Raw genomic sequence first — 16,233 nt, 5'->3', positions numbered from 1 at the left:
TGATGACGCTGACCCCCAGATTCCTGCTTGTGCTGTCCCTGTTCCAGATTTCCCTGGGGCTGGGCTGGATTCTGGGGTACGTGTTTCTTCCGCCCACCATTTTCTGTTATGAGCGGGCGGCGGAACGTTCCCTGGCAGGAGAGTACCGGACCGTGCGCCCGGAAGGTCTGAATGCGGAAAGCAGCATCGTCCTCCAGCCTTACGATTATTTCAACAAGGGGCAGACGGCCCAGCTTCCCGTGGTTTCCCTGCACCGGGAATCCTCCCTGAACAGCTTTGCCGCCTATCCTCCCAATCCCATGGATTACACGGTGCTGTTCCGCCACCTGTACGAGCAGGGGGCCAGGAATGTTTACGTGATGGCTCCCATGGCCTGGGAGGAAGAGCCGGACAGCATCGTCAAAGCCGCCGTGGGGTATGAGCTGGACCGCTTCCGCCACAAGGCGCTGGGACGGCAGATGAGCGAGTCCTCCCGCCACGCCCCCCTCCCGCCGGACTGGAAAGGCCTGGTTATTCCCGCTGCCAACATCGTGGGAAAGACGGACCTGTTCCCTCGCGCGGACAGGCTGGTGGGGGAAGCTCCGCAACTGACCACGGCAGCCCCCGCCCTGGGAACCGTCGTGGAAAACAACGAACTGTTTTCCCCCTCCCCGGAGAACAGGGTTTCTCCGCCGCTTTTCATCCGCTGGGGTGAGGAGATCATCCCCACCCTTCCGCTGGCCGCCGCCCTGAACGCGCTGGACCTGAAACCCGGCGACGTGAGAATCATTCCGGGCGACACCCTTTTCCTGGGCGGCAAGCGTTCCGTTCCGCTGGACAAATATGGCCGCATTCCCCTGGCGGAACACAGCAGCCCCACCATGCTGGACACCAAGGAGGTGATCGTCCCCGTCATGTCCGGCCTGCGGCCGCCGGATACCACCGCCGTCAGAAAACTGCTTTCTTCCGCGGACGCGGTTCTCGTTTCCGAACCGTCCGCCCTTTCCGACACGCCGGACGCACAGGCCCTCCTGGCGGCGCAAACCATCCGCACCCTCATGGGGGCGCTGGCTCCGGCCCCGGCCGTCCTGATTCCGGTAGCCCCCGTATGGGTGCAGTGGGTCATCGTGCTGGACGTCCTGCTCCTGGCAGTATGGGCCCTCCGTTTCCAGCGCCGGGGGCGTTTCATCATCTGGGGGCTCTGCATCCTGGCGGCCCCGGTCATCGCGTGGTACCTGTTTTCCGTCCATGACACCTGGTTCCCCGTCATGACGCCCGTGGCGGCGGTGCTGTGCGTAGTGCTGGCGGGCTGCCTGTTCCCCTGGCTTTCCCCCCCCTCCCGCGATGCGGACGAAGAGGAGGAGGAAGACGCCGGAGCCCCCCCGCCGGAAGGTAATGGAGCCGGGCACGTGCTCCCCCCGGACAACCTGTACCAGGAACCCAACGAGGTGCCTATCCCCCACCATTCCAAAAGAGAACATCCCGACTCATGACACAGCGCAAGCACATCCTTTTCATCTGCACCGGCAACACCTGCCGCAGCCCCATGGCGGAAGGCCTGTTCCGGAAGCTTTCAGCGCATCATCCGGAATGGCGCGCCGGTTCCGCGGGAACTTCCGCATGGCACGGGCAGGAGGCCAGCCCGGAAACGCTCCACGTCCTCCAGGCGCACGGCGTCAACCTCTCCTGCCATGAAAGCCGCCCCGTCACGGAAGAACTGATGGAAAACGCCACGGACGTCTATGCCATGACGGAAAGCCACCTGGCCGCCCTGCTTGCCAATTTCCCCGAGCATGCGGACAAGATCAGGCTGGTCACCTGCTACACGGACAACCGCAGCATTGCGGACCCCATCGGCTGCGGTCAGGCCGCCTACAACAGCGTGGCGCGGCAGTTGACAGCCGCCATCCAGGCCATCATCGCCCGGATGGAACAGCAAGCGTGACAACTCTTTCCCCCCCCATGGCCGTCCCTTCCATACGCATTGACCTGTCCCTCCAGGAGCTGGTGCTGGAAGAATCCGGAAACATCCTGCTCCGGTGCCCCGTTTCCAGCGGAAAAGCTGGCACGGGCCATGAAGAGGGCTCCGGAAAAACGCCCACCGGACATTTCCGCGTCTGCCAAAAAATCGGGGACGGAGAGCCGGAGGACACCATTTTCATCTCACGCCTTCCGGCAGGCCGCTACCCCGCCGCCATCCCGGAAAGCCTGGATGAACATTCGGACTTTATCCTGACGCGCATCCTGTGGCTGGACGGCCTGGAACCGCACAACGCCAACACGCGGAGCCGCTACATCTACATCCACGGCACCAATGATACGGACCTGCTGGGCGCCCCGGCCTCCCATGGCTGCATTCGCCTTTCCCCCCGCGACATGCTGGATCTTTTTGCCCTGGCGGAAGAGGGGATGGACGTGTTCATTCAGTGCTAAACCGTTCTTTTTTAGATACAATCTAAAAAAGTTATTCAGGGAAAAGGAAAATAATTGAACAAAGGTCCTCTTGGGATGTATAAAGTATGAAGGTACCGGTATTTGGCTGCCGGCCTCCTGTTCCATAAACATCCACTCATCCCCAAGCAATCATGGACGATCCGGTCTTATTATCCCGTCTTCAATTCGCCGTTACGATCATGTTCCACTACATCTTCCCGCCGATGACCATCGGCCTGGGGGTGGTTCTGGTCGCGCTGGAAGGCCTCTGGCTGAAAACGAAGAACGAACTCTACCACAAGCAGGCCAAATTCTGGACCAAGATATTCGGCATCATCTTCGCCCTGGGCGTGGCCTCCGGCATCGTGATGGAATTCCAGTTCGGCACCAACTGGGCGGACTATTCCCGCTGCGTGGGCGACATCTTCGGCAGCCCTCTGGCGGCGGAAGGCATCTTCGCCTTCTTCCTGGAATCCGGCTTCCTGGCCATCCTGCTCTTCGGCTGGGACAAGGTGGGACCCAAAATGCACTTCTTCTCCTCCTGCATGGTCGCTCTGGGCGCCCATTTCAGCGCCATCTGGATCATTGTGGCGAACTCCTGGATGCAGACGCCCGCCGGGTACAAGCTGGTGGAAGTGAACGGGAAAATCCAGGCCCATATCACCAGCTTCTATGACGTGGTGTTCAACCCGTCCACCGTGGACCGCCTGACGCACGCGCTGGCCGGCTGCTGGCTGGCGGGGGCCACGCTCGTCCTCAGCGTCTCCGCCTGGTACATCCTGAAAAAACGCTTCACCGGAGGAGCTGAAAAAAGCTTCAAGGTGGCCCTGGTCATCGGCCTCATCGGCGTGGTGGGCATGGGCATCACGGGGGACTCCAGCGCACGTGAAGTCTCCATCCACCAGCCCGCCAAATTCGCCGCCATGGAAGGCGTGATGGAAACCGGCGCTCCGCTGGCCCTCCACCTTGTCGGCTGGATGAACCCGTCCACCCATGAAGTGACGGGCATCTCCATCCCGTACATGCTCACCTTCCTGACCCATCATGACCTGGATACGACCATCACCGGCATGAACGACATCCCGCAGGACGAACGCCCCCCCATCCTGCCCGTCTTCTACTCCTTCCACATCATGATCCTGATCGGCTGCGCCCTGGGCGCCCTGTTCCTGGTGGGCCTGTGGGGCTGGAAAAAAGGCTGGCTTTTCCAGAAGCGCTGGCTGCTCTGGTGCTTCGTCTTCTCCGTGCTGGGCCCCCAAATAGCCAACCAGGTGGGCTGGGCCGTGGCGGAAATGGGGCGCCAGCCGTGGATCGTATACGGCATCCTGAGAACGGAACATGCCGTATCCCCCACCCTCACCGCGGCGGAAGCCCTTTCCTCCCTGGGCATGTTCTTCGTCATTTATGCCCTGCTGCTGGCCCTCTTCCTCTATCAGATCACCCATAAAATCCACAAGGGTCCGGACCAGGAAGCAAACGAAGACGACGGCACCGGGGAAGGCAAGCTCCAGGTCCCCTTCGTCAAAGACTAACCTTCAGCCCCTCTTAAAACCATGTTGGACAATCTTACTCTTACAGACCTGCAAATCATCTGGTTCATCCTCGTCGGCGTGCTCTTCTCCGGATACGCCATTCTGGACGGCTTTGACCTGGGCACCGGAGCCCTTCAGCTTTTAATCAAGGGTGATGAAAACAGAAGGCTCACGCTAAACGCCGTGGGCCCTGTATGGGACGGAAACGAAGTCTGGCTCATCACGGGGGGCGGCGCCCTCTTCGCCGCCTTCCCGTACGTGTACGCCTCCGTCTTCTCCGGGTTTTACCTGGCCTTCATGCTCCTGCTGCTCACCCTCATCTTCCGCGCCGTCTCCATCGAATTCCGGAGCAAGCAGCCCATGAAATGGTGGCGCAGGGGGTGGGACACCACCTTCTCCATCAGCAGCCTCCTGGCCGCCCTGCTCATCGGCGTAGCCATGGGGAACGTCACCAAGGGCATTCCGCTGGACGACCAGGGCAACTTCACCGGAACCTTCCTCAGCCTGCTGAACCCCTACTCCGTTCTTCTGGGGCTGACGACGGTGGCCCTGTTCGCCATGCACGGAGGCATCTACCTCCTGATGAAAACCCAGGGAAGCCTGCAGGAACAAATCAAAAAACTGCTCCGGCCCTGCGTCATCATCTTCACCGTCCTGATCATCCTTCACGGAGCGGCCACCCTGCTGTACGTGCCGCACGTAGCGGCGGCCCTGCACCGCTCCCCCTGGATTTACGGCATCGCGGTGCTGGCGGTCATTTCCATCACCGCCATCTGGATCTTCATCCACAGGAACCGTCCGGGCTGGGCCTTCGTCGCCTCCTGCTCCACCATGGGCTGCATGATGGCCCTCTTCGGGGCGGCCATGTTCCCCAACCTGCTCTATTCCATGCCCAACCCGGAGAACTCCCTGACGCTCGTCAACGGCTCCTCCACGCGTGAAAGCCTGGTCGTGATGACGTACATCGCCATCCTGGGCGTGCCGCTCGTCCTGGCCTACTCCGCCGCCATCTACTGGGTCTTCCGCGGGAAGGTCCAGCTCAACGAACACAGCTATTGACGCCCTGCGGGCAGAGAATAGCGATTAGTGAACATGGAATAGCCCCGTATCAACCCATCTTTCGGCATGAACGCCTCCATCTTCTCCAGACTCCCGCCTGAGGAAATCACGGCGCTCCACCAATCATGGAAAAACGATCCCCTGTCCGTAGCCCCTCTCTGGGCCGCCTGGTTTGAGGGCTATGAACTGGGGAGCGGCAACGCTCCGCAGGAAAAAGGAAACGCAGGGAACTACACGGACGCCTCCCCCTACACCGTCCCGCCGGAAAGCGCGGAATGCCGGGGGCGCGTCAACCAGCTCATCCGGGCCTACCGGGTCATGGGCCACCAGTGCGCGCGCTTCAATCCCCTGGCGTCTCCGGACAAGACCTGCACCCCGGTCAATCTTGAAGAAATGGGCTTCCGTCCGGAAGACCTGGACCAGCCCGCCAACATCGGCACCTTCATGGACGGCGGCACGTTCACCCTCCGTGAAATCATCAGCCACCTGCAAAAAATCTATTGCGGCCCCATCGGGTTTGAATACCACCACATAGACAATCTGGAAATCCGCTCCTGGATTGAAGAAAAAATCAAGCTCCGGGCGAACGGAGTGGACTACGGCCCGGAGGTCCGGCGGGACGCCTTCTTCCATCTCTGCAAGGCGGAATTGTTCGAGGAATTCCTGGGCAAGCGCTTCATTGGGGAAAAACGCTTCTCCCTGGAAGGGGGGGAGGGTGCCATCGTCCTGCTGGACGCCATCGTCAAGCGCTGCCCCGCCGCCGGCGTCTCCCACATTGAAATGGGCATGGCCCACCGCGGGAGGCTGAACGTGCTCGCCAACATCCTCCACAAGCCGCTGAAAACCATCTTCCGAGAATTCACGCCGGACTACCTGCCGGAATCCCCCATTGGCAGAAGCGACGTCAAATACCACCTCGGCTACGCCACCACGCGCCATGTGGACGGCCGCGACCTTCACGTCCGCCTCTCCTCCAACCCCAGCCATCTGGAAGCCGTGTATCCCGTGGTGGAAGGCAGGGCCAGGGCCATGCAGCACAACCTGGAAGACTCGGAACGCAAGCATGTGCTGCCGCTCGTCCTCCACGGGGACGCCGCCTTCGCAGGACAGGGGCTCGTGGCGGAAGTGCTCAATCTTTCCCTGCTGAAAGGCTACCGCACGGGAGGCACCGTGCACCTCATCATCAACAACCAGATCGGCTTCACCACCGGACCGGACGAGGCCCGTTCCTCCCGCTACGCCACGGACGTGGCGCAGATGCTCCAGTCCCCCATCCTGCACATCAACGGGGAAAGCCCGGAGGACCTGGTGTGGGCGGCGGAATTCGCGCTCCAGTTCCGCCAGAAGTTCGGGCGGGACATCATTCTGGACATGTACTGCTACCGCCGCCTGGGCCACAATGAAACGGACCAGGCCGCCTTCACCGCACCCATGCAGACCAAGCGGATTGAGGCGCGCCCCACCGCCGCAGCCCTGTACGGAACGGCGCTCAGGGAGCGCGGGGAATTGACGGAACAGCAGGAGCAGGACATCCGGAAAGACCTTTGGGAAGGCATGGAACAGGCCTACCTGCAAATGAAGGAAAACCCCGCGGACTACATCCTGCCCGCCACCGCGCAGGATGCGGATGAAACGCCCATCCCGCGTACCAGCGTACGGACGGGAATCAGCCCGGAGCTGTTCCAGCGCATCGGAGATATCCTTACGGAACTGCCGGACGGCTTCACGCCCCACCCCACGCTGGAAAAACGCTTCCTGGCCCGCCGCCGGGAGGCCTTCCGGGAAGGCGGACTGCTGGACTGGGCCATGGCGGAAGCCCTGGCCTGGGGCAGCCTGCTCGCGGAAAACCACACCGTGCGCCTGTCCGGCCAGGACTGCCAGCGCGGCACCTTCTCCCAGCGGCACGCCGTCCTGCATGACTTCAATGACGGCTCCCTGTACACTCCTCTGGAAAAGCTGAACCACGGCACTACCGCTTTCCGCATTTACAACTCCTCCCTGTCGGAAGCCTCCGTGCTGGGCTTTGAATACGGCTATGCTCTGGAAAGCCCGGACGCGCTGGTCATGTGGGAGGCCCAGTTCGGGGACTTCGCCAACGGAGCACAGGTTATTGTGGACCAGTTCATTGCGGCCGCGGAGGCCAAATGGCACCAGAAAAACCGTATTGTGCTGCTGCTGCCCCACGGCTATGAAGGGGCGGGCTCGGAACACTCCAGCGCCCGCATGGAACGCTATCTCCAGCTGTGCGCGGACGACAACATGCAGGTCATCAACCCCACCACCCCGGCGCAGTACTTCCACGCCCTGCGCCGCCAGGTGCACCAGAACGTGCACAAGCCCCTGATCGTCTTCACGCCCAAAAGCCTGCTCTCCCGTCCGGAGGCCATCTCCCCGCACCGGGAATTCCTGGCCCCCTCCCGTTTCCACGAAGTGCTGCCGGACCCGGACGCTCCCGCGCCGGACCAGGTAACGCGCGCCGTCTTCTGCACCGGGAAAGTTTACTATGACCTAGCCGCCTACCGGAAGGAACGGAACATTTCAGACACAATCATTATCCGCCTGGAACAAATCTATCCGCTGGCCCAGGAACAGCTCACCTACCTGCTGGCCCCCTACCAGAAGGTGCGCGACTTCGTCTGGTGCCAGGAGGAACCCTCCAACATGGGGGCCTGGGGCCACCTGCGGAACAGGCTGGGGCGCCTCTTCGCCACCTCCTTCCGCTATGCGGGGCGGCCGCCCATGGCCTGCCCTGCGGAGGGAGCCAAGGCCCTGCACGCCGCCGCGCAAAAAAGACTCATCGCCACCGCCTTCGGGCCGCGGGCGCAATCCTGAACCCATCTTCCTCCCATGAGCGACATCCTGATCCCCAACTTCGGAGAATCCATCACCACCGCCACCGTAGCCGCGTGGCACAAGAATGCCGGTGACACGGTAGCCAAAGGCGACACCCTGGTAACGCTGGAAACAGACAAGGTTTCCACGGACCTGGAGGCGGACGAAAGCGGCGTGCTGGAAATCCTCGTCCCGGAAGGAGCGGAAGCTCCTATCGGGGCTGTCCTGGGCCATATCTCCTCCGCTGCCGGAACCGCCGCCGCACCGGAAAAGGAAGAGGCTCCCGCGCCGCCGGAACCGGAGAAAACCACAGCGCCGGAAACACGGGAGGAACCCTCTTCCACAGCCCCCGCCGCCAGGACTGAATCCCCGGAGCAAAAATCGGAAAAGCAAATGTCCGCCCCGGAACAGAATTCCGCTGGAGAGAGCGGAAAGCCTGAAAAGGAGGCTCCCTCGCGTTTCATCAGGAAACCCATGAGCCCCCTGCGCCGCACCATCGCGGCCCGGCTGGTGGAGGCCCAGCATCAGGCGGCCATCCTCACCACTTTTAACGAGTGCGACATGTCCGCCGTGATGGAGCTCCGCAAACAATTCAATGCGGCGTACCGGGAACGGTACGGCACCAAGCTCGGTTTCATGAGCTTCTTCATCAAGGCGGTGGTCAAGGCCCTTCAGGAAGTGCCCCAGGTCAACGCCAGAATTGACGGCACGGACATCGTGGAAAACCTGTATTACGATATTTCCGTAGCCATCGGCACGGACAAGGGCCTCGTGGTCCCCGTGCTGCGGGACTGCGACCGGAAAACGCTCCCGGAGCTGGAACTGGAACTCGCCGCCCTGACGGAAAAAGTGCGCGGCGGAAGCTTGTCCATGCAGGACCTGCAAGGGGGCTGCTTCACCATCTCCAACGGGGGAACCTACGGTTCCCTGCTCTCCACCCCCATTCTGAACCCGCCCCAGAGCGGCATTCTGGGCATGCACGCCATTCAGGAACGCCCCATGGTCCGGGACGGCCAGATCGTCGCCCGGCCCATGATGTACCTGGCCCTTTCCTATGACCACCGCCTGGTGGACGGCAAGCAGGCCGTGCAATTCCTCATTGCCGTGAAAAACGCCGTGGAAAATCCGGTCATTTCCTATTGAACTGAATATTTTTGATATATTTCGTCTTTAGCATCTGCAGCTAATTTCGTGGATTCGAAGCTTTTCCATGAAATCAAATTAGCACCCACGCATATAACTAAAGTTATATAAGAAATCTCTCCTTTAGCTATTAATAAACTACTTACAGAAGCTATGCCACAAAAAAGGCACCAATAACAAGATATCTTATGATATAATTTTACAATTGGAAAATATTTCCAATTAACATAATGTTTTTGTTCCACGCAATCTACCCGTGTCAAAGGTTGATAAGTTTTAAAAACTAACCAGTACCAATAAAATGGTCCGACAAAAATTATTTTTAATACCTCATTTAACCATTCAGCAGATTTCACCCAACTAAGATGTTCAACAATCCATACCTCACCCCACCTTCCCCATAGAAAAAGAATACATATAAGTAATATAAAAAATTCCCAGCTAAAGAAAGTCCCAATAAATAAATATTTTATTTTATCATTTATTCTTAATTCTTTCTCCATTTTCTTTCTTTTGCTAATTTATTAAATTTAGATATAGAAATTTTCGCTAATTTACCACGGCTCGCATTCGCGTCACTCTCGAAATGTTCCTGTGTATCAGCTGTTTTAATTGTCTTTATTTTTGCACTCCCTAGAGCTCTTCCTTTAATAGTTGCTTGACCATAACCATCCAAAGCCATCATAAAACCAGCATCCAATATTGAATATGAACGATCCGAAGAATAATTTAAATTTTCCCCTTCATCCAAACATTCTTTTATCTTCGTTTTCAATCCTTCATTAGAAGACATACGAGCACGTTCACTTATCGTCAAACGTTCAGCGTTGCGTGAACGTAAACTTTCATCTAATTTATGCCAAATAGGATTATAAATAGGATTAGAAGGAGTAATAGAAGCTTGAATAAATGTTATTTCATTTAACTCCTTAATCTTAGCGCTAATTTTTCTTAAATCTGAAATTGTTTCAATTGTACAATTCCCAGGTATTAATAACAGCTGAAGCCCCTTATTAATAAGCTTAACTAAGTAATTTCTTGATGCCACCTCATCTCTAGAAGGAACTTGTTCTAAAATAATACCAGAATATTTTGGTATATACAAAAACATTCTTCTGGTAATAATGTTATCATCAACGAAATATGATTTTATTTGTTTGACTTTACGATCAAGTCGTTCAAATTGATCCTTTTCACGATATTGAATAAGTTCTCCAAAAATAATATTAAGCGTTTCATTCGAGTCTGATTGTAACTCTCTTTCCTCAATTCCAGAAAGAGTCCAATGGACGCCTTTAGTACTAGGAACATCAGGAGTTATTTTTAAACTTTTGATAATCTGTTCTTCATGAATGAACAAACCTTCTTTGATTATTCTATATATATTGAATCTTTTTGATGATTCCATAGTATTTTTATATATAGCTTATAAATCTTAATTAGTCAACCATAAAACTAAATATATCAAAAAAATCTATCATTCCCCGTAAAACTGCAGGAATGATAGATTTTAAATATCCTTTCTAAAGAAAATTATATTATTTTACATGTGGATGGCGATTCCCTCGGAAGCCAGCATGGATTCATGGATGGCCTCCGACAGCGTGGGATGGGCAAAGATGGTGGCGTGAATATCCTCGTCCGTCAGTTCCGCCTGAATGCCAACGCCCAGCGTGGCAATCAGTTCCGTGGCTTCCGGCCCCACGATGTGGGCGCCCAGCAGTTCGCCGTGTTTGGCGCCGTACAGGGTTTTCACGAAGCCGTCCGTTTCTCCGGCGGCCACAGCCTTGCCAATGGCCTGGAAGGGGAATTTGCCCACCTTGTACTCCACGCCCGCTTCCTTGAGGGCGCGTTCCGTTTTACCCACGGAAGCCACCTGCGGGTAGCAGTACGTGCAGCTTGGGAAGAAGCCGACCTGCCTGGGCTGGTAGTCCGGATTAAACATGCCTTCCACGGCCTGCACGGCTTCAAAGGTGGCCGTATGCGCCAGCAGCACGCCGCCGATCACGTCGCCCGCCGCGTAAACGCCGGGAATGGATGTGGCGTAGCGGTCATTCACCTTGATGAATCCCTTTTCCGTCAGCTCCAGGCCGGGAGCGGCGGGAACGACCGGCTTCACGCCGATGGCCACCAGGCAGACGTCCGCCGTGATTTCCTCTTCCTGTCCCTTGCTGTTTTTCACGTTGGCCTTGACCTTGCCGTCGCAGGTTTCCGTGACGGATTCCACGGAGGCTCCCGTCATGACCTTGATGCCCTGCTTCTTGAACGCGCGTTCCAGCGTCTGGCAGGAATCGTCGTCTTCATTGGGAAGCATGCGCGGGAGCGCTTCAATGAGCGTTACCTTGGTGCCGAAGGAGTTGTAAATGTAGGCGAATTCCGTGCCAATGGCGCCGGAACCGATGATGATCATGCTTTCAGGCCGCTTTTCCAGCACCATGGCTTCCCTGGAACCGATGATGGTGGCGCCGTTGAGGGGCAGGCTGGGCACCGTGCGGGTGACGCAGCCGGTACTGATGAGGATGTTTTTTCCTTCCAGAACGCTCGTCATTCCGTCGGCGGCCTTCACTTCCACCTTGCCGGGGGCGGTGATGGAGGCTTCTCCCGTAACGGAGTCCACCTTGTTTTTCTTAAACAGGAAACCCACGCCGCCGGCAAGGCGGTCGCTGACCTTGCGGGAACGGCCGATCACCTCGCTCCAGTCCACGCTGACGCCTTCCACCGTCATGCCGAATTCCTTGGCCCGGGCCGTCACGGTCAGGTAAGCCTCCGCATTTTTCAGAAGCGCCTTGGTGGGGATGCAACCCCAGTTCAAACAGGTGCCCCCTACCCGGTCGCGTTCCACGCACACCACGGATTTTCCCAGCTGGGCGGCGCGGATGGCGCCCACATAGCCGGCAGGGCCTCCACCAATGACGATGAGATCATATTGCATGAAATTACTATAAAGGCATCCCCCCTTGCGGGTAAAGAAGGAATATGAGCATGCGCCGCCTGAACGGCGCCCCAATGACAAAAGAAGAAAGATTAAATAGAGGGGAAATGCCTGTTAAAGACTATTTTCTCTTTTGTATTTAGTCTTCCGTCTTTATTCCTTCCCCTTCACCCACTCCACCAGGTCCCGCATTTCCGCGGCGGTGTCCGCATACAGGCCGTCCGTGTAGGTTCCGTGGTCGTACAGGATGTTCCCTTCCACCATGGTGAACACGCAGTCCTTGCCGGAAGCGGCATAAACGGCATGGGACGCTTCGTTGAAAATCGGGCAGAGGTTCGGTTCATCCATATCCAGGGCAATCATGTCCGCGGGAGCTCCCGGAGCCAGCGTTCCCAGCCCCGGCGTCCGGAAGATGCGCGCGCCTTCCGCCGTTGCCATGTTCAGCGCCTGCACGGCAGGCACCGCGGTGGCGTCCCCGCTGCATCCCTTGGCAAGAATGGCGGCCAGCTTCATCGTTTCAAACATGTCCAGGCTGTTGTTGCTGCACGCTCCGTCCGTTCCCAGGGAGACGGAAATGCCGGCCCGAACCATGTCCCGCACGCGGGCGAAGCCGGACGCCAGTTTCAAATTGCTGACCGGGTTGTGGGCGATTGCCGCTCCGGAAGAGGCTACCAGTTCCAGTTCCTCATCCGTCACGTCCACCATGTGGGCCAGCACGGTGCGTTCATTCAGCAGCCCCATGTCCCGGGCATAAGCCACCGGGCGCCTGTCCCCGTGCAGGGAGCGGCACTGCTCCACTTCTCCGGCGGATTCGGACAGATGGATATGCAGCATCAGGTCCAGTTCCTCCGCCAGCTTCATGGAACGCCGGAGCACGTCGTCACTGGTAGTGTACACGCTGTGCGGCATCAGGGCCACCTGCACCCTGCCGCGGCCCGCAAAGCGCGCCGCCTGCTCCCGGTACAAGGCTTCCGCCGCATCCCATCCGCCGTACGCCGGGGAAGGAAACGCAAAAAGAGCCTCCCCGCCCACACAGCGCATTCCCATGCGCTCCACCTCCCGGAGCACGTTGATTTCCAGCAGGTAGGAGTCCACAAAAGCCGTCGTGCCCGTCCGCATCATTTCATACATGCCCAGACGCGCTCCCAGGGAGACGATTCTGTCCGTCAGGCGGCCTTCCACCGGGAAAATATGCCCGGTCAGCCATTCCATCAGAGGCAGGTCATCCGCAAAGCCGCGCAAGAAGGTCATCGGAACGTGCGTATGGGCATTGACCAGCCCCGGCATCAGCAGAACGTTTCCCAGGTCCCTGCGGGCGGCGGGCTTCCACCTGGTTTCCAGTTCCGCGGCGCTCCCCGTTTCCAGAATTTTCCCGTCCCGGATGGCGACGGCCGCATTTCCGGCGGCGCCGGCCTGTTCCGCGCCCGCCAGCATGCGGGAAGCGGTCACCAGCAAATCACACGCTTGTTGTTCCATGGCGCAGAATGTACCCCACCGGGCCCGTTCTGGCAACTTCATCTCCCGGAGCCCGGGGATTTCATGCAAATTTGACATTTCATGTTTGACTTCAAAAGAGAAAACTGCCAAGAATGAACCACAGTTAAATTCACCATTTATCCCCATATGAACAAGACTATACTGCTAGGTTTGGCCCTCGTGGCCTCCGTGTCCGCCGCCAATGCCTACCACGCCGACAAATACGACGGCCAGTTCGGCATGTCCCTGGAAGGAGCTTACGGCATCGCCACAAAGGATGCCATGCCCAACGTGGCCGGCGGCAATCTGAGCATTTTCAATTACATTGAAACCGGCAGCATTGTTCATCAGATTTCCCTGAACGGCGGCATTCTGGCAGGCTCCCACCATCCCAGCGTGCATGACCTGGGCATCAGCGGCCCCTATACCGCCAGCGTCCGCTCCACCTACGTTCCGATGATGGCCGGTTATACGCTGAACCTCCCCATCGGCGATTACACGATGTTCTATCTGGGCGGCAAGGCGGGCGCCACGTACGGAGACATTAAAACCACCATCCACGGGCTGGAAGACGGGAGCCGTTCCCACACCATCTCCACCACCAAGTTTTCCTGGGCAGCCCAGGCCGGGTTCAAGTTCAGCATCTCCAAGAGCGCTGACTTCCTGATCGGCTATGAATATTACCAGATTCAGGGCTACAGTGATCCCGGCTACCACACCATCAAGCTGGGCTTCTCCTGGAACTTCTAACAATTAATCATTGAGTTCATTACTGCCTCCCGGCGGCTCCGTACATCACGGAGCCGCCTTTTTTGCGCATGGAATGCCAGCCCGCACAACAGCAAAAAACAAGGGGGAGAGGCGGAAGGCTGATACGTATCTTTAAACCGGCACGGCTCTTGTCCGAGGTGAGGGGTAGATTTGAATTATCTCATAAGGCGTTATGCAAATTCGTAAAAAAATCGAATAGAATCGCTTATGAACGGAGAACCCGGAACAATGAACCTAGCACAGACCTTCGTATCGAACTTACTTTTGCTTCCCCGTGGAACGTGAGGCACACGTCCCACGGGAAATGCATAGGATTACTGTAAATTATTCCGCATTCGGTAGACGTTCTCCATAATGGTCCCAGCCATCGAGTATGAGAGATCCATTTTCCCCACCGTTTGGGGATTCCAATCAAAAGCCTTAATGACATCAACATACCCCTTGGCAGGACTGCCGCTTCCTTTCGCGTTGACAAAATCCGCCAAATCAAAATTGGCAGGATTGGCATTGTTAAGCCAACCCACCCTTCTGGTCGTTGGGTTGTATGTCATAAGACTGGTCACACCACAAACAAACGGAGCTATAAATCCATCCGGAATAATTGCCCCTTCGAGAGCTGCATCAGGATTTACGCCAAAGCGAGGCTTAGAACACTTCGGTTTTTCACTCTTCGATTTTGGCAACTTGCAAGCCTTGATGTTGCCAAAACTACCTCCGGCCTTGTTGTAAATCTCTTGGAACATCATGTAGAGTTTATCCCAAAAGCGAATAATGTCCATCGTCATGTCCAGAGCCGACATAATGGTCTCGTTAAAAAGAACATACTCGTTGCCTTCTTTGCGACTTACAGAAGAATCCGACAGAACTTTTTCATAAAACGTCACGCATTTACCTTTTTGCGCGTAGACCGCGATCTTCGAAAGGGATTCCGGCATCTCCATGAAGCTGTTTTCCTGCAAGAAGATTAAAGGGATGCATGCCATTGCGATGACGTCTTCCACTTTGCATCCATCCCCTTCTCCGGAACGCCAAACCACCTTAATTTGATTGCGTATCACGTTCTCCTCAAGATAACTATAGAGGCCTTTGTAATTGGAAAGAGCCGCTGTTGGCAGCTGGACATTCGTGTTTCGAGCCGAACATATACTTGCAAAGTTAGCCTTGAAGCTCTCCTCACTACGCGAGATCGTATCTTCATCCACGCCTTCCATAAATTTGTTGAGTGGTGCGATAATCTCGATAGGAACCAAAAAATTAAAAGCTTGATTGCCGGCAGCAGCTCCTGTAATTTCATCAAAATTATCACTCCAGAAAGATTTGCACTTAGACCATTCCTTGATGGATTTGCCGACCTTTTCACCGTAAATTTTGGACACAATGTAATTCGCGACGGCAAAGGCTGTGTGCCCACCATCCATAATGCCCTCAAGATCTTCGTTTTTGAGGGTAATCCTGTAACGGTTGCGTTCCAGTTTTTTGCAACAAAATGTCGACACCATGATTCCTTTGGACATGATCCAGAAAAGTTCTGGACTGTACTCCAAGGTTTCCAAAATGTCTTTTACAACGCGGTTTCTTGTTGCATTGCGGGGGTTGACGCCATTGAGCGCTTTCTCGAACAGTTGGATAAAGTCGCTAACGCCAATGTAGCCTGAAACCCTTTGAAATTGAAATCCTTTGGGATCAGAATGACCAACTACCTCCTGCTGGTTGCGGAGCCGTACGATTATTGTATTTTCAGACATAACTTTGTTCTATAGTTTGTTATGTCTCAGAGTAGCAAGGATATCCCCAATCAAGTGGGGGGCGCAATATGATTAACACCTGGCGCATTGCAGCAACCTATCACCTGCTGTCCTAAACTACCGGACAGCTATCCTCCGGTTACAACCACCGAAGGAGCTCTCTAAGAACGTATTTATGCCAACACTTTCACCTACAGGATATCAATTTTTTTCGCTATGTATGACACAGAAGATTTGCAGGAAATTTGAATGTCCGGTACACTTGATCCGCTTACACACAATGTCGGTAGAGCACGCTCCCAAGATTTGAACCGCTCACCTAAGGCCTTCC

The 16,233-nt window shown here is 56.3% G+C and carries 13 protein-coding genes; 8 read left to right on the top strand and 5 right to left on the bottom strand.

Annotated elements, in window-relative coordinates; all coding sequences use genetic code 11:
- Positions 1-2 precede the first annotated feature (2 nt).
- The 7 genes from J5W70_RS09555 to sucB all read left to right on the top strand — a co-directional run bounded on the left by J5W70_RS09555 (position 3) and on the right by sucB (position 8,978).
- Entirely contained in the window at positions 3-1,472 is a 1,470-nt protein-coding gene (locus J5W70_RS09555; protein WP_022396761.1) for a CHASE2 domain-containing protein, read from the top strand.
- Positions 1,469-1,924: a low molecular weight protein arginine phosphatase gene (locus tag J5W70_RS09550; protein ID WP_022396760.1), complete on the top strand. Its 456-nt coding sequence runs from the start codon at positions 1,469-1,471 to the stop codon at positions 1,922-1,924. Before J5W70_RS09555 ends, J5W70_RS09550 begins: the two co-directional genes overlap by 4 nt.
- A complete protein-coding gene (locus tag J5W70_RS09545) occupies positions 1,921-2,412 on the top strand; it encodes a L,D-transpeptidase (RefSeq protein WP_257228521.1) in 492 nt (163 codons plus the stop codon). The genes J5W70_RS09550 and J5W70_RS09545 overlap by 4 nt, the downstream gene beginning before the upstream one ends.
- Before the next feature lie 152 nt (positions 2,413-2,564).
- On the top strand, positions 2,565-3,944 hold the full coding sequence (locus tag J5W70_RS09540; protein ID WP_022396758.1) for a cytochrome ubiquinol oxidase subunit I: 1,380 nt from the start codon (positions 2,565-2,567) through the stop codon (positions 3,942-3,944).
- 21 nt (positions 3,945-3,965) lie between these two features.
- Positions 3,966-5,003: a cytochrome d ubiquinol oxidase subunit II gene (gene cydB / locus J5W70_RS09535; protein WP_022396757.1), complete on the top strand. Its 1,038-nt coding sequence runs from the start codon at positions 3,966-3,968 to the stop codon at positions 5,001-5,003.
- A 66-nt stretch (positions 5,004-5,069) separates the two neighbouring features.
- On the top strand, positions 5,070-7,835 hold the full coding sequence (locus J5W70_RS09530) for a 2-oxoglutarate dehydrogenase E1 component (RefSeq protein ID WP_022396756.1): 2,766 nt from the start codon (positions 5,070-5,072) through the stop codon (positions 7,833-7,835).
- 15 nt (positions 7,836-7,850) lie between these two features.
- Entirely contained in the window at positions 7,851-8,978 is a 1,128-nt protein-coding gene (gene sucB / locus J5W70_RS09525) for a dihydrolipoyllysine-residue succinyltransferase (RefSeq protein ID WP_022396755.1), read from the top strand.
- Here sucB and J5W70_RS09520 read toward each other — a convergent pair.
- The 4 genes from J5W70_RS09520 to J5W70_RS09505 all read right to left on the bottom strand — a co-directional run bounded on the left by J5W70_RS09520 (position 8,972) and on the right by J5W70_RS09505 (position 13,386).
- On the bottom strand, positions 8,972-9,481 hold the full coding sequence (locus J5W70_RS09520; RefSeq protein WP_022396754.1) for a hypothetical protein: 510 nt from the start codon (positions 9,479-9,481) through the stop codon (positions 8,972-8,974). The two genes, sucB and J5W70_RS09520, sit on opposite strands and share 7 nt — an antisense overlap.
- Positions 9,466-10,386 carry a DUF4747 family protein gene (locus J5W70_RS09515; RefSeq protein ID WP_022396753.1) on the bottom strand — a complete coding sequence of 307 codons (921 nt, stop codon included), beginning with the start codon at positions 10,384-10,386 and terminating at the stop codon, positions 9,466-9,468. The genes J5W70_RS09520 and J5W70_RS09515 overlap by 16 nt, the downstream gene beginning before the upstream one ends.
- Positions 10,387-10,521: 135 nt before the next feature.
- A complete protein-coding gene (gene lpdA, locus J5W70_RS09510; protein ID WP_022396752.1) occupies positions 10,522-11,910 on the bottom strand; it encodes a dihydrolipoyl dehydrogenase in 1,389 nt (462 codons plus the stop codon).
- 153 nt (positions 11,911-12,063) lie between these two features.
- The gene (locus J5W70_RS09505) at positions 12,064-13,386 is read right to left on the bottom strand and encodes an amidohydrolase (RefSeq protein WP_146020033.1); all 1,323 of its coding nucleotides are present in this window, start codon (positions 13,384-13,386) and stop codon (positions 12,064-12,066) included.
- A gap of 147 nt (positions 13,387-13,533) precedes the next feature.
- Between J5W70_RS09505 and J5W70_RS09500 the strand changes: the two genes are divergently transcribed.
- A complete protein-coding gene (locus J5W70_RS09500) occupies positions 13,534-14,136 on the top strand; it encodes a porin family protein (protein WP_022396750.1) in 603 nt (200 codons plus the stop codon).
- A 335-nt stretch (positions 14,137-14,471) separates the two neighbouring features.
- Here J5W70_RS09500 and J5W70_RS09495 read toward each other — a convergent pair whose 3' ends face one another.
- Positions 14,472-15,902: an AIPR family protein gene (locus tag J5W70_RS09495; protein ID WP_022396749.1), complete on the bottom strand. Its 1,431-nt coding sequence runs from the start codon at positions 15,900-15,902 to the stop codon at positions 14,472-14,474.
- Between the last annotated feature and the right edge of the window lie 331 nt (positions 15,903-16,233).

It is taken from the genome of Akkermansia massiliensis (assembly GCF_018847375.1).
Classification (GTDB): Bacteria; Verrucomicrobiota; Verrucomicrobiia; order Verrucomicrobiales; family Akkermansiaceae; genus Akkermansia; species Akkermansia massiliensis.
This window is presented reverse-complemented; position numbering and strand designations above follow the sequence as displayed.